At 67.7% G+C, this 13,757-nt stretch carries 12 protein-coding genes; 5 read left to right on the plus strand and 7 right to left on the minus strand.

What is annotated here, in order from left to right; translation table 11 throughout:
- Positions 1–21 precede the first annotated feature (21 nt).
- A complete protein-coding gene (locus IED13_RS19840; protein ID WP_038361130.1) occupies positions 22–1,506 on the minus strand; it encodes a DEAD/DEAH box helicase in 1,485 nt (494 codons plus the stop codon).
- 175 nt (positions 1,507–1,681) lie between these two features.
- Positions 1,682–1,891, minus strand: a complete 210-nt coding sequence (locus tag IED13_RS19845; RefSeq protein ID WP_038361128.1) for a cold-shock protein — start codon at positions 1,889–1,891, stop codon at positions 1,682–1,684.
- A 273-nt stretch (positions 1,892–2,164) separates the two neighbouring features.
- On the opposite strand from IED13_RS19845, the gene IED13_RS19850 reads away from it, so the two are divergent.
- Complete coding sequence (locus IED13_RS19850; protein ID WP_113253369.1) at positions 2,165–2,659, plus strand: GFA family protein; 495 nt, start codon at positions 2,165–2,167, stop codon at positions 2,657–2,659.
- A 17-nt stretch (positions 2,660–2,676) separates the two neighbouring features.
- Here IED13_RS19850 and IED13_RS19855 read toward each other — a convergent pair whose 3' ends face one another.
- The 4 genes from IED13_RS19855 to IED13_RS19870 all read right to left on the minus strand — a co-directional run bounded on the left by IED13_RS19855 (position 2,677) and on the right by IED13_RS19870 (position 8,113).
- A complete protein-coding gene (locus IED13_RS19855) occupies positions 2,677–3,378 on the minus strand; it encodes an HAD family hydrolase (protein WP_113253368.1) in 702 nt (233 codons plus the stop codon).
- 44 nt (positions 3,379–3,422) lie between these two features.
- Complete coding sequence (locus IED13_RS19860; protein WP_191125203.1) at positions 3,423–4,619, minus strand: MFS transporter; 1,197 nt, start codon at positions 4,617–4,619, stop codon at positions 3,423–3,425.
- Between the two features lie 129 nt (positions 4,620–4,748).
- A complete protein-coding gene (ppdK, locus tag IED13_RS19865) occupies positions 4,749–7,433 on the minus strand; it encodes a pyruvate, phosphate dikinase (RefSeq protein ID WP_191125204.1) in 2,685 nt (894 codons plus the stop codon).
- A 182-nt stretch (positions 7,434–7,615) separates the two neighbouring features.
- Positions 7,616–8,113 (minus strand): YcgN family cysteine cluster protein, encoded by a 498-nt coding sequence (locus IED13_RS19870; protein ID WP_142020196.1) that lies wholly within the window; start codon positions 8,111–8,113, stop codon positions 7,616–7,618.
- A gap of 242 nt (positions 8,114–8,355) precedes the next feature.
- Between IED13_RS19870 and IED13_RS19875 the strand changes: the two genes are divergently transcribed.
- Positions 8,356–10,575 carry a transglycosylase domain-containing protein gene (locus IED13_RS19875; protein ID WP_191125205.1) on the plus strand — a complete coding sequence of 740 codons (2,220 nt, stop codon included), beginning with the start codon at positions 8,356–8,358 and terminating at the stop codon, positions 10,573–10,575.
- Positions 10,576–10,617: 42 nt separating this feature from the next.
- Here IED13_RS19875 and arr read toward each other — a convergent pair whose 3' ends face one another.
- Positions 10,618–11,046, minus strand: a complete 429-nt coding sequence (gene arr, locus IED13_RS19880) for an NAD(+)--rifampin ADP-ribosyltransferase (RefSeq protein WP_210323692.1) — start codon at positions 11,044–11,046, stop codon at positions 10,618–10,620.
- Positions 11,047–11,379: 333 nt separating this feature from the next.
- On the opposite strand from arr, the gene argC reads away from it, so the two are divergent.
- The 3 genes from argC to IED13_RS19895 all read left to right on the plus strand — a co-directional run bounded on the left by argC (position 11,380) and on the right by IED13_RS19895 (position 13,754).
- Positions 11,380–12,357 carry an N-acetyl-gamma-glutamyl-phosphate reductase gene (gene argC, locus IED13_RS19885; RefSeq protein WP_191125206.1) on the plus strand — a complete coding sequence of 326 codons (978 nt, stop codon included), beginning with the start codon at positions 11,380–11,382 and terminating at the stop codon, positions 12,355–12,357.
- A 159-nt stretch (positions 12,358–12,516) separates the two neighbouring features.
- Positions 12,517–13,092 carry a DUF1214 domain-containing protein gene (locus IED13_RS19890; protein ID WP_112763311.1) on the plus strand — a complete coding sequence of 192 codons (576 nt, stop codon included), beginning with the start codon at positions 12,517–12,519 and terminating at the stop codon, positions 13,090–13,092.
- Positions 13,089–13,754, plus strand: a complete 666-nt coding sequence (locus tag IED13_RS19895; RefSeq protein ID WP_191125207.1) for a DUF1254 domain-containing protein — start codon at positions 13,089–13,091, stop codon at positions 13,752–13,754. Before IED13_RS19890 ends, IED13_RS19895 begins: the two co-directional genes overlap by 4 nt.
- Positions 13,755–13,757: the final 3 nt, after the last annotated feature.

Here is a 13,757-nt window from a genome sequence, read left to right on the forward strand (position 1 = left end):
CCTGTTCTGGCCGATCGCGCGTCAGCGCGCGCGCCGCCGGGCGCCGTCGGTGCGTGGTTGCTGTGTTCTTTGCTGCAAGAACGCGACGCCGCCAAGCCCTTCTTTCGCGGAAGTCGCTTCTTTTCGTTGCTGCATCTGCTCAGGACGCTGCTGCCGCTCGCCCGTGCGGGGGCGATGCTCCTGCCGCTGCTCCGGACGATCCTGGCGCTCCTGCCGCGGCGCGCCGCCGGCATGGTTGCGATGACCGCCCTGGTCGGAGCGCTTGCCGTCCGCCCGCTTGGCCTGTCCCTGCGGCCTGCCCTGCCCTTGCGGGCGGGCCTGCTGCTGGCTGCGGCCGCCGCGATTCTGCGCCGGCTTCTTGGGCGTGCGACCGTCCCAATACGGCACCTCGCCGATCGGCGTCGGCTTGACGCCGGTCAGCTTCTCGATAGCCGCGAAATCGCCGCGCTCTTCCGGTGTACAGAAGGCAATCGCAACGCCGGAAGCGCCAGCGCGTGCCGTGCGGCCGATACGATGGACATAGCTCTCAGGCACGTTCGGCAGGTCGTAGTTCACGACATGGCTGACGCCGTCGACATCGATGCCGCGTGCGGCGATGTCGGTAGCGACGAGGATGCGCAAGCTACCGTTGCGGAAGGCGCCGAGGGCGCGCTCGCGCTGGCCCTGGCTCTTGTTGCCGTGGATCGCCGCCGCCTCGATACCCGACTGCTCGAGCTGGCGCACGACCTTGTCGGCGCCATGCTTGGTGCGGGTGAAGACGATGGCGCGCTCCATCTCCGGCACGGACAGCGTCTTCGCCAGCAGCGCAGGCTTGTCGCCGGGCTCGGTGAAGATGACGCGCTGGTCGATCTTCTCGGCGGTCGTCGCGACCGGCGTCACCGCGACCTCGACCGGGTCGGTGAGGTAGGCGGAGGCGATGTCGCGGATCGGCTTCGGCATGGTCGCCGAAAAGAGCAGCGTCTGGCGCTCCTTCGGGATCAGCGTCGCGATGCGGCGCAGCGCATGGATGAAGCCGAGGTCGAGCATCTGGTCGGCCTCGTCGAGGACGAGGAACTCGATCTCGCGCAGCGAGACGGCGCGCTGGTCGACGAGGTCGAGCAGACGGCCGGGCGTGGCGACGAGGATGTCGATCTTGTCACCGAGCGCGCGGATCTGCTTGCCGACCGGAACGCCGCCGAAGATCACGGTCGAACGCAGCGTGGTGAACTGCGCATAGGTGCGGATCGAGGCTTCGATCTGGGCGGCGAGCTCACGCGTCGGCGAGAGGATCAGCACGCGCACCGCACGCTGCGGCATCTGGCGCGGCTTGCCGAGCAGCCGGTGCAGCATCGGAAGCGAGAAGGCAGCGGTCTTTCCGGTGCCGGTCTGGGCGGCGCCGAGCAGGTCGCGGCCCTTCAGAATGTGGGGGATCGCCTGCGCCTGGATCGGCGTGGGCGTTTCATAGCTCTCGGCCGCGAGCGCCTTGAGAAGCGGCTCGGCGAGGCCGAGATCAGCGAATTTAGTCAAGAAAAAGCTTTCTGGACGCCGTGATGACGGGGGGCGCATGTGGTTTCGGCTGCGCCGTCGGCCCGTATCCGGCCTGGATATCAGAGAATCGGTCCCACCGGCGAACCGCTAGCCACAGCGCCGGCAGGTTTATTGTGGACCGGGCGGGCGAACGCCCACCCGGTCGATTCGGTTATTACTCGGCGACGAGGTTGCCGGCCGAGGTCTTGCCCGTCTTGCGATCGGCGACCATCTCGAAGGAGACGACCTGGCCTTCGCGCAGCTCGCGCAGGCCGGCACGCTCGACGGCGGAGATGTGGACGAAAACGTCCTGGCCGCCGTTCTCAGGGGTGATGAAGCCGTAGCCCTTGGTGGCGTTGAACCACTTCACGGTGCCCTTGTTCATAGTGTTAGTCCTTACGTTCAGATCCGCGTCTATCGGTATGACACGACGGACGCGCGGACGCCTCGCCATGGCCTTGTAGCGATGTGTGGTGGATCTGATTCGTAACCGCCACCGGACAAGCCGCCAAGCGGAGGAGTGGCCAGAACCCGGCCGCATCTCGTCTTACATCGGTGGCGATAGCACGAAATGCAAGCCAGGTCCAGCAAGGCGCCCGCGGGCATCGCGGAACACGCGGCGAAAGCCGGTGTTGGACAGGCAAAGGGAGGCTACGTCATGCCGATCACGCTGAAGGGCTCATGCCGCTGCGGGGCGGTTCACTTCTCGGTCGAGAGCCATGCGCCCGTCCCGTATCAACTCTGCTACTGCTCGATTTGCCGCAAGACGGCAGGCGGAGGCGGCTTCGCGATCAACCTGTCGGCCGAGGCCGCGACGCTGAAGGTCGAGGGCCAAGACAGCGTCGGCAGCTTCAGCGCCGAGATTCGCGACGACGACGGCACCTGCGAACGATCGCAAGCGCGGCGCCACTTCTGCAAGTCCTGCGGGACGGCGCTGTGGCTGTTCGATCCGCGCTGGCCGGATCTGCTGCATCCCTTCGCCTCGGCGATCGACAGCCATCTGCCACGCGCTCCCGAGAAGACCCATATCATGCTGCGCTTCAAGGCCGGCTGGGTCGACCCGGATATCGCGGAGAACGACCTGAGCTTCGAAGGCTATCCGGAGGAATCCATCGAGGAGTGGCACCGCAGGCATGGCCTTTGGGTCGAGTGAAGGCCGATGGCGAACGGCTACCGCGCGAGCTGCGTGACGAGGCCCCGCAAAGGGCCGAGATGCGGTATCGCGCGATAACGCCCGTGCCCGACGGGCTCCTCGGCATGCTCCAGCACCCAGGTCAGCTCATGCGGAACATGCACCGCCCATGAGCCGGCCTCCAGCGCCGGCAGGATGTCCGACTTCAGCGAGTTGCCGACCATCATCGCCCGCCCTGCCCCGTCGCCATGGCGCGCGAAGATGCGTTCATAGGTGGCGGCTTTCTTGTCGCTGACGATCTCGACCGCGTGGAAGAAATCGCCGAGGCCGGACTGGGCGAGCTTGCGCTCCTGGTCGAAGAGATCGCCCTTGGTGATCAGCACCAGCCGGTAGTCGCCCGACAGCGCTTCGAGCGTTTCCCGGACATGCGGCAGCGTCTCGACCGGATGCGCCGCCATCTCGCGCCCGGCGGCGAGGATCTCGCCGATCACGGCGGCCGGAACCTGCCCCCTGGTGATCTCGATCGCCGTCTCGACCATCGAGAGCACGAAGCCCTTGATGCCGAAGCCGTAGAAGCCAAGGTTGCGCTTCTCGGCCTCGAGCAGGCGGCCGGAAATCTCGGCCGCCTCGCCATGCTCGCCGAGCAGAGCGACGAAGCGCTCCTCCGTCATGCGGAAGAACTGCTCGTTCTGCCAGAGCGTGTCGTCGGCATCGAAGCCGATGGTGGTCAGATCGCCCATGCGATGCTCCTTCGCGAGGCATCATGCCCCACATGCGGGGCGCATCAATCCCGCGCCCGGAACTCCGTCGCGAAATAGGCCAGCGCCAGCAGCGGCATCGCCGCGCCGAGCGCGCCCGCGAGCGGCCAGCCGCCATGCGCGAAGGCCCAGCCCCCGAGCGCCGAGCCGAGCGCACCGCCCATGAAGAAGCTCGCGATGAAAAGACCGTTCAGGCGGCTGCGCTGTTCCTGCCCGAGCGCGAAGATGGCGCGCTGCCCGAGCACCAGGCCCGTCGTCACGCCATAATCGAGAAGGATCGCGGCGATGGTCAGCAAGGCCAGGGCCGCCGTCGAGCCCGGCTCGGCGAGGAAGGTCAAGGCGAAGGACCCTGCCGCGAGGATCAGGGCGAAGGCCGTCGCCGGGCGCGTCCAACCCGCATCGGCGAGGCGCCCGGCGATCGGCGAGGCGATCGTGCCCGCGACCCCCGCCAATGCGAACAGCGCGACGCCGCGCTGGGTCAGGCCGAATTGCGGACCGGTGAGATAAAGCGGCGTCACCGTCCAGAACAGGCTGAAGGCGGCAAACATGCAGGCCTGATAGCCGGCGCGTCGGCGCAGCACCGGCGTGCTCATCACCATCGCGCCCATGGACGCGATCAGCTCGCCATAACCCAACCGGGTATGGGGGCGGCGCTGCGGCAGGCGAAACCACAGGAAGGCCGCCAGGGCCAACATCGCCACGGCCGAGAGGACGAAGACGGCATGCCAGGACGCAACGTCCGCGACCAGGCTCGCCACCGGCCGCGCCAGCATGATGCCGAACAGCAGGCCGCTCACGACATTGCCGACGACCCGGCCGCGAATCTGCTCGGGCGCCATATGGGCCGCAAGCGGTACGAGGACCTGCGCGGCGACGCAGGTCATGCCGATCAAGAGCGAAGCGGCGAGAAAGACGGCCGCGCTGGCGGCCAGGGCGGCCATGCCGAGCGAAACGGCCGCCAGGACGACGAGGGTGACGATCAGCAACCGGTTCTCGACGAGGTCCCCGAGCGGGACCAGGAAGACCAGCCCCAACCCATACCCGATCTGCGTCAGGGTGACGATCAGGCCGGTCAGCTCCGCCGACATGCCGAGCGTTGCGCCGATGGGTCCAGCCAGGGGCTGCGCATAATAGAGATTGGCGACGATCAGGCCGCAGGCCGCGGCCAGGACAATGGTCAGCCCCGCCCCGATGGTCGGAGCGTCGGAAGTCGTCTCGTTCATGGTGATGGACCGACAGGCCCGGACAACCGGGCGGAGGAGCGCACTATGGCACTCCGCCCATCATGCTGCGACGCAGCAAATTGCATGGCGCCCGTGCAGGGGCGCCATGCCCGGCAGCTGCGATCCGGCTCAGCCGTCTTTCGGCTTGATCGCGCCCAGCGCCGCCTGCGCCGCCGCCAGCCGCGCGATCGGCACGCGGAAGGGCGAGCAGGAGACGTAGTCGAGGCCGACGCTCTCGCAGAAGCCGATCGAGGCCGGGTCGCCGCCATGCTCGCCGCAGATGCCGAGCTTGATGTCGCTGCGGGTCTTGCGGCCGCGCTCGGCGGCGAGCTTGACCAGTTCGCCGACGCCGTCCTGGTCGATGGTGACGAAGGGATCGGCCTCGAGCAGGCCCTTGGCGGTGTAGGAGCCGAGGAAGGAGGAGGCGTCGTCGCGGCTGATGCCGAGCGTCGTCTGCGTCAGGTCGTTGGTGCCGAAGGAGAAGAACTCGGCGCTCTCGGCGATCTCGGCGGCGCGCAGGGCGGCGCGCGGCAGTTCGATCATGGTGCCGACCTGATAGTCGATGGTCGTGCCGCTCTCCTCCATCACGGCCTTGGCCATGGCGTCGATGCGGGCCTTGACGAGGTCGAGCTCGGGCTTGCCCATGACGAGCGGCACCATCACCTCCGGGATCACCGGCTTGCCGGTCTCCCTGGCGGCGATCACGGCCGCCTCGAAGATGGCGCGGGCCTGCATCTCGGCGATCTCGGGGAAGGCCACCGCAAGACGGCAGCCGCGGAAGCCGAGCATCGGGTTGAATTCATGCAGTTCGGCGGCACGCTGGCGCAGCGCATCGGACGAGACGCCGAGCGCCGCGGCGACCTCGGCGATCTCCTTCTCGCCATGCGGCAGGAATTCGTGCAGCGGCGGATCAAGCAGGCGGATCGTCACCGGCAGCCCGCTCATGATGGTGAAGAGCTGGACGAAGTCCTGGCGCTGCATCGGCAGGAGCTTGGCAAGCGCCGCCCGGCGCCCCTTGTCGTCCTGGGCGAGGATCATCTCGCGCACCGACTGGATGCGGCTCTCGTCGAAGAACATGTGCTCGGTGCGGCAGAGCCCGATGCCTTCGGCGCCGAACTCGCGCGCGGTCTTCGCGTCATCGGGCGTTTCGGCATTGGCACGGACCTTGAGGCGGCGGACCTTGTCGGCCCAGCCCATCAGCGTCGAGAACTCGCCGGAAAGCTCGGGCTTCTGCATCTTGATCTCGCCGAGCAGCACCTGGCCGTTGCCGCCGTCGATGGTGATGAAATCGCCGGCCTTCAGCGTGGTGTTGCCGACCGCGAGCGTGCCCTTGGCGTAGTCGACGCGGATCTGGCCGGCGCCGGAGACGCAGGGCTTGCCCATGCCGCGCGCCACGACCGCCGCATGCGAGGTCATGCCGCCGCGCGTGGTCAGGATGCCTTCGGCGGCGTGCATGCCGTGGATGTCCTCCGGCGACGTCTCGACGCGCACGAGGATGACCTTTCTGCCGGCCTTCTTGGCGGCTTCGGCATCGTCGGAATTGAAGACGATCTCGCCGGCGGCGGCGCCGGGCGAGGCCGGCAGGCCGGTGGTCAGCACGCGGCGCTCGGCCTTGGGGTCGATGGTCGGGTGCAGGAGCTGGTCGAGCGCGCCGGGCTCGACACGGCCGACCGCCTCCGCCTGCGTGATCAGCCCCTCGCTGGCGAGGTCGACCGCTATCCTGAGGGCAGCCTTGGCGGTGCGCTTGCCGGACCGGGTCTGCAGCATCCAGAGCTTGCCCTCCTGGATGGTGAACTCCATGTCCTGCATGTCGCGGTAGTGCTTTTCGAGGATGCCGTAGATGCGGACGAGCTCCGCATAGGCCTCCGGCATCTCCTTCTCCATCGAAGGCTTGTCGGAACCCGCCTCGATGCGCGCCTTCTCGGTGATGTCCTGCGGCGTGCGGATGCCGGCGACGACGTCCTCGCCCTGGGCGTTGATCAGGAACTCGCCATAGAGCGCGTTCTCGCCGGTCGAGGGATTGCGGGTGAAGGCGACGCCGGTCGCGGAGGTGTCGCCCATATTGCCGAACACCATCGACTGGACGTTGACCGCCGTTCCCCAGCTCGCCGGGATGCCGTTGAGCTCGCGGTACTTGATGGCACGCGCATTCATCCAGGAGGAGAAGACGGCGCCGACCGCGCCCCAGAGCTGCTTCTCCGGCTCCTGCGGGAAGTCGGAGCCGAGCGCCTTCTTCACGATCTCCTTGTACTTGCCGACCAGCACCTTCCAGTCGGCCGCCTTGAGGTCGGTATCGAGATGGAGGCCCTTGCGCTCCTTGTAGTCTTCCAGCGCCTCCTCGAAGAGGCCGTGGTCGATATCGAGCACGACGTTGGAGTACATGGTGATGAAGCGGCGGTAGCTGTCCCAGGCAAAGCGCTCGTCGCCCGAGGCTTTCGCGACGGCCTCGACCGTCTCGTCGTTGAGGCCGAGATTGAGGACGGTGTCCATCATGCCCGGCATCGAGGCTCGCGCGCCGGAGCGGACGGAGACGAGGAGCGGATTGGCGGGGTCGCCGAAAGTCTTGCCGGTGAGCTTGGCCATGCCGGCCAGCGCGGCCTTGACCTGCCCGTCGAGCTCGGCCGGGAAGCTCTTGCCGTTGTCGTAATAGGCCGTGCAGACCTCGGTGGTGATGGTGAAGCCGGGCGGAACGGGCAGACCCAGATTGCTCATCTCGGCGAGGTTCGCACCCTTGCCGCCGAGCAGGTTCTTCATTCCCGCCTCACCTTCGGCCTTGCCGTCGCCGAAGGTATAGACCCACTTCCCACCTGCCATCACTTCAACCTCTTCGTTTGCAGCCGGACGCAGCAACGCCACGGCGATGCGAAAGTTTCGTGCGCGTGCCATCGATGCCCCATAGGCAGGGACGGCGGGATGGGGCGGTCATGCCCAAAAGCGGCTGAACAATCAATGAGCAGGTGCAACAAAACGCCCGCAGGCGCGGAAGCACCGACGCTTCATTTCGCGCGTCCGCCGCGGGCGGCCCGGGGCCAGCGCAGCGGCCAGGCGACGATGCGCTCGGTCACCTCGTCCTCCGTCACCTCGTCCTCATTGGCGAAGACCCGGCCACGCACCGAGATCCCGGCCGCCACGACCGTCTCGGGGTCGCCGGAGACGAGCGGATGCCACCAGGGCAGATCCCTGCCCTCCGCAATGAGGCGATAGGCGCAGGTCGGCGGCAGCCAGGGCAGCGTGCGCACATCCTCCGGCGTCAGGGTGACACAATCGGGGACTTCGCGAGAGCGGTTCGGATAGTCGCGGCAGCGGCAGGTGCCCGCATCGAAAAGGCGGCAGCCGATATCGGTGGCGAAGAGGCGGCCGCTATCCTCGTCCTCGAGCTTGACGAGGCAACAGCGCCCGCAGCCGTCGCAGAGCGACTCCCACTGCTCGCGGTTCATCTCCTCGAGCGGCGTGGTCAGCCAGAACGGCTCGTTTGTCGCGGGCTTCGGCTCCATGGCAGGCTTATGCGCCGATGCGCCCGAAGATGGAAGGGCGGCGCATCGGCGCGCGTCCTTGTCCCAGTCCGGGACAAGCCGGCTGGCCTGCTTCCTGCTGTTAAAAAAGAATTCCGCGCATGCTGCCCTTACCGCCGCGCGGGGCGTGATTATGTGTCTATGACCGGGCACCCTCCTGTTGCCAAGGCGGCGACCGCGGGGCAGGACTGTGTCGGGGGCCATTCGGGAAGCCTGGAACGGCCATGGAGTTCAGGAAGGCAGGCTGGAGGACGCGGCTGAAGCGCTATGCGCTCGCCGTCGATTCATGGCTCGATGCCGGCCTGTGGGGCGCGGGCCGCCGCGTCGGCGAGATCTACGAGCGCATCCGCAGCCAGGCCGACCGCCTGACCGTGACCGGCCCCAGGCGCCTTGCGGCCGAATTCGCCAGCGAGGGGCTGAACATCGGCATCGTCGGCGCGCTCTTCGTCCTGATACTGGCTTTGCCCGCCTTCCGCATCGGCAATGAGGAGGCTTTGAAGAGCCAGGTGCTCGCCGTCACCTTCCTCGACCGCTATGGCAATGCGATCGGCCATCGCGGCGCCCGGCACGACGACTCGCTCAAGCTGGAGGAGATGCCGGACCATCTGCTGAAGGCCGTGATCGCGACCGAGGACCGGCGCTTCTACGACCATTTCGGCATCGACATCATCGGCACCTTCCGGGCGCTGACCGTGAATGCGCGCGCCTCCGGCGTGGTGCAGGGCGGCTCGTCGCTGACGCAGCAGCTCGCCAAGAACCTGTTCCTCTCCAACGAGCGCTCGCTCGACCGCAAGATCAAGGAGGCCTTCCTGGCGCTCTGGCTCGAGGCCCGGCTGAGCAAGAGCGAGATCCTCAAGCTCTATCTCGACCGCGCCTATATGGGTGGCGGCACCTTTGGCGTGGCGGCGGCGGCGGAATACTATTTCGGCAAGTCGGTGAAGGACGTCTCGCTGGCGGAAGCCGCGATGCTCGCCGGCCTGTTCAAGGCGCCGACGAAATACGCGCCGCATGTCAACCTGCCCGCCGCCCGCGCACGGGCCAATGACGTGCTCAACGCCATGGTCGATGCCGGCTTCATGACCGCCGGCCAGGTTGACAGCGCCAAGCGCAATCCGGCGACGCCGGTCGACCGCAAGCGCGAATCCAGCCCCGACTACTATCTCGACTGGGCCTTCGACCAGGTGAAGGAGTTGGCCGAGGAGGGCAAGCTCGGCTCCGACCGGGTGCTCACCGTCAAGACACCGCATGATTCCGCGATCCAGCAACGGGCCGACGAGGCGGTCGAGGCGATCCTGCGCCAGCACGGCCCGACCTATCGCGTGAAGCAGGCGGCGACCGTCGTGATGGACCCGGACGGGGCGGTGCGCGCCATCGTCGGCGGGCGCGACTACGGCGCGAGCCAGTTCAACCGCGCCACGGCGAGCCAGCGCCAGCCCGGCTCCTCCTTCAAGCCCTATGTCTATGCGACGGCGCTCTCGGCCGGGCTCTATCGGCCGAACACCATCGTCACCGACCGGCCTGTCTGCATCGGCAACTGGTGCCCGAAGAATTACGGCGGCTCGTTCTCGGGGTCGATGCCGCTCTATGTGGCGCTGGCGAAGTCGATCAACTCGATCCCGGTGCAGATGTCGATCGCGATCGGCCGCGCCACCGGCGAGACGCATGAGGCGCGCGCCGCCGCCATCGGCCGCAAGAAGATCGTGGCGATGGGCCATGCGATGGGGCTGACGACGCCGCTCACCGACACGGTCTCGCTGCCGATCGGCGCGGCGGAGGTGACGGTGATCGACCAGGCCGCGGGCTATGCCGTCTTCGTCAATGGCGGCAAGCGGGCCAAGCCCTATGCGGCGCTCGACATCCATAACTCGCAGGGCGAGCTGATCTACAATCACGGCCGCGACGAGCCCGAGCCGCAGCAGGTCCTGACGACCCAGGTCGTGCAGGACATGAACTTCATGCTCTCCAAGGTGCCGACCGAGGGCACCGGCCGTCGCGCCGCGCTCGACGGCGTGGTGACGGCGGGCAAGAGCGGCACGACCAACGGCTACAAGGACGCCTGGTATGTCGGCTTCTCCGGCAACCTCGTCGAGGCCGTCTGGTTCGGCAACGACGATTCCTCCGAGACGGCGAACCTGACCGGCGGCGCGCTGCCGGCCATGACCTTCAAGGAGATCATGCAGTTCGCCCATCAGGGGCTGGAGCTGAAGCCGATTCCGGGCGTCCCCGTCGACCCCAAGGCCGTTACGGTCGCGAAGGCGAACGGCACGACGCCGGACCCGCTCGGCGCGGGCATGCCGGGCGCCGGCCATATGCCGCGGCAATCCTTCGAGGTCCTGTCCGCCGTCGGGGCGCTGTTCAAGACGGTCGAGCCTTCGCGCAGCGCCAGCCGCCCGGTCCAGGTCGGCATCCGCGAGGTCTCGGGGCTGGAGACGCGGCTGCGCTGACAGTTGGGCGCTGCCTCGGCACGAGATGCGTGTCGCCACGCATCAGTTGATGATTTCGCCTCGTTCGTCCGAGCGCAGTGCCGTCAGTCGTTCTCTCCACATCTGGAGCGCTTCGGGCGTCAATCTGGTCCAATGCGTGATTTCGCCGGTGACCTTGAGCGGTGCGCTGCTGCGATACGACCGAGTGGGGTTGCCGGTGAATTTCTTGTCGGTCACATTCGGGTCGTTCTCGAATGTCCCGGTCGGCTCTACGACATAAACACGCGGGACGGCATCGCCTTCGGCAAGTTCCGCCGCGATTTCGGCGGCAAGCCCGGCGCCGTCCACAAGGGCCGTGAAGTAGATGTGGTTCATCACCACCTCAGGACGATAGTTCGACCGGTATCCTGCGGTGAGGAAATCACCCACGCGCAGATCCGCGATCGTGCCGTGAAAAAACGGCCCCTCGTCCAGCGCCTCGGTCATCGTCATCGTCCTTATCTTGCGAGCCTGTTTTAGTCCGTGAGCCGAGGGTGCCAACGTCCGCTAATCCACCGTCGAAAGCGGATATTCCGCTTGACGATGAATAGGGCTCGCGACAGTGTCCCAGGGCATGTTCAGGAACCAGAACCTTTGTGATCGACGCCGACGCCGCTTTCCCCAAGCGGCGGCTCTTCGGGCTGCGCGTCGATCAGCGTTCTTCCGCGTGGTGACGGCCTCATCGTAGGTCCCACCCGTCGAAGCGGCCTCGGCCCGCCTTCCTGAACCCCCGCAGCCCTCGGCTCCGGGGGTTTTCTTTTGCCCGAACTCCAGAAGGACACCATCATGAGCATTCGCGTCGGCATTGTCGGGATCAGCGGTTTCGGCGGCGGCGAAGCGCTGCGCCTGATCGCCAGCCACCCGTCTTTCGAGCTGGTCTACGCCGCAGGCGAAAGCAGTGCCGGCAGCCGTTTGGTGGACCGCTTCCCCGGTGTGCCATCCAAGCTGGCCGAGCTGGTGATCGAGAAGTGGGACCCGGCGACGCTGCCGAAGCTCGATCTGCTGTTCGCGTCATTGCCCACGGGCACCTCGGCCGAGGCCCTGGCGCGCGTCTCCCAGGACGTGAAGATCGTCGATATCGGCGGCGACCACCGCTACCTCGAGGGTTGGGCGTATGGCCTGGCAGACGTCTGGCCGGCTGAGATCAAGGGGCAGACCCGCATTGCCAACCCCGGCTGCTTCCCGGCTGCGACGCTGGCCGCGCTGGCGCCGCTGCTGGCCGACAAGCTGATCGAGCCGGGCAACATCATGATCGACGCCAAGACCGGCATCTCCGGTGCCGGCCGAGGCGGCGCCGACAGCAGGTTCGGCTATGCCGAGAGCAATGAGAACCTAATCCCCTATGGGCTGCTCAAGCACGTCCACATGCCCGAGATGGCCAGGACGATCGAGCGGCTGAGCGGCGGCAGCGCGGCCGGGCTGGTGTTCACGCCGCATCTGGTGCCGATGACCCGCGGCCTCCTCGCCACCATCTACTGCCGCGGCCGCGCCACCACGGAGCAGTGCCTGGACGCGGCCCGGCGCTTCTACGCCGGGCGAGCGTTCGTGCGTGTGACCGACAAGCCGCCGCAGACCAAATGGGCTACGGGTTCGAACCTGGCGTTCGTCAGCTATGCGGCCGATCCAGAGCGCAACCTGGTGATCGCGATGGGCGCGGTCGACAATCTCGGCAAGGGTGCCGCCGGCCAGGCGGTGCAGAATGCGAACCTGATCTGCGGCCTGCCGGAAACCGCGGGGTTGGACGGCGTGCCCGTTTGGCCATGATGAGCGCGGGTCTCCACGCAGTGTTTCAATCCGCTTTGTGGGTTCGCCAGGGGCGCGCAACCCGATATTCAAACCGAGACACCGCCAGCGGTTGACGACCCGACGCGCCGGGGCTCAACTCCGGCGGGCTGCGATGCAACGCAGGCGCGGAAGGCAAGCGTGCGAATCCTCGATCTCGCCACTATTCTCGGGCTGGGCGCCGGTCTCGGGCTGGTCTCGGCCCATTGGGCGGTCGCCGGCCGGCCGGTGGTGGGCAAGGTCGAGGTCGGCTCCTGGATGGCCTGGCCCGGCAGCGGCAGCCGCGACGTCGATCCCTATATGCGGGCCTATCTGGCGCGCGGCGTCCATCTGCCCATCGGCGCCGGCGAGGGGCTCGAGCTGATCGCCGAGCGCAGCGATGACGGCGCGCCGCTCGAAGGGCGCTGCCGTTATCGCGTCAGCGGCACCATCCCGACATCGCGGGGCTGGACGCTGGGCGTCACGGACGGTGCCGGCCGCCCCTTCCACCTGCCGCTCGAACGGGTGAGCTTCACCGATTCGGAAATCGTGCGCGGAGAGGATGGCGGGCTGTCGATCACGGCCGCGGCGGCAGCCCAGGCCGGCAACTGGCTGCCGCTGCCGGCGGGCGGACGCTTCCAGCTCCGATTGCGGCTCTACGATACGCCGGTGTCGAGCCAGACCGGCGAGACGCGGGCGGCGAACCTGCCCCGGATCACGCGCATCGACTGCCGATGAGCGCGCTCGACCCCACAGCCGCGCCGCTTCCGGACGAGGCCCGGCCCGGGAAGGCTCCCCGGCCCGCACCGGCGCCCCGGAGCTGGCCCGAGCGGCTGCGCTCCGCAGCCATGCGCCTGGCCCTGACGACGCTCGCCGGGCTGATGCTCGCGGCCATCGTGCACATCGTCACGATCCTCCTGATCCCGGTCCTGTCGCAGCGCGATGCGGCGCATGCCTATCGCAATCTCGGCAGCGAGGGCCATGTCGAGATCGTCCCGCCGGCCGGCAATGCCTCAGGACTGCCGCCCTTGCAGGAGGCCGACCCGAATGCGGTGACCGCCATCTGCGGCTACGATCTCTCGGCCGGGCCGATGCGGGTCGTCGCCCATATCGGGACGCTGCCGCTCGGGCTCACCCTGCACCGGCAGGGCGGCGGCGTGATCTACGCCATCACCGACCGGGCCGCGATCCGCGGCGTGCTGGAATTCCTGGTGATGACGGAGGCGCAATATGACGAGCGCGTCGCCAATGACGAGGAGGGCGAGACGAGCCGCGAACTGCGCGTGGTCTCCGACACCGCACAGGGGCTGATCGTCGCGCGCGTGCTCGCCAAGCGCCCCTCCGACCGAGCGGATGCCGAAGCGCTCGCCACCGGCATCCAGTGCGGCATGGCGAACTGACGA

It is taken from the genome of Allobosea spartocytisi, from assembly GCF_014764685.1.
Lineage (GTDB): Bacteria > Pseudomonadota > Alphaproteobacteria > Rhizobiales > Beijerinckiaceae > Allobosea > Allobosea spartocytisi.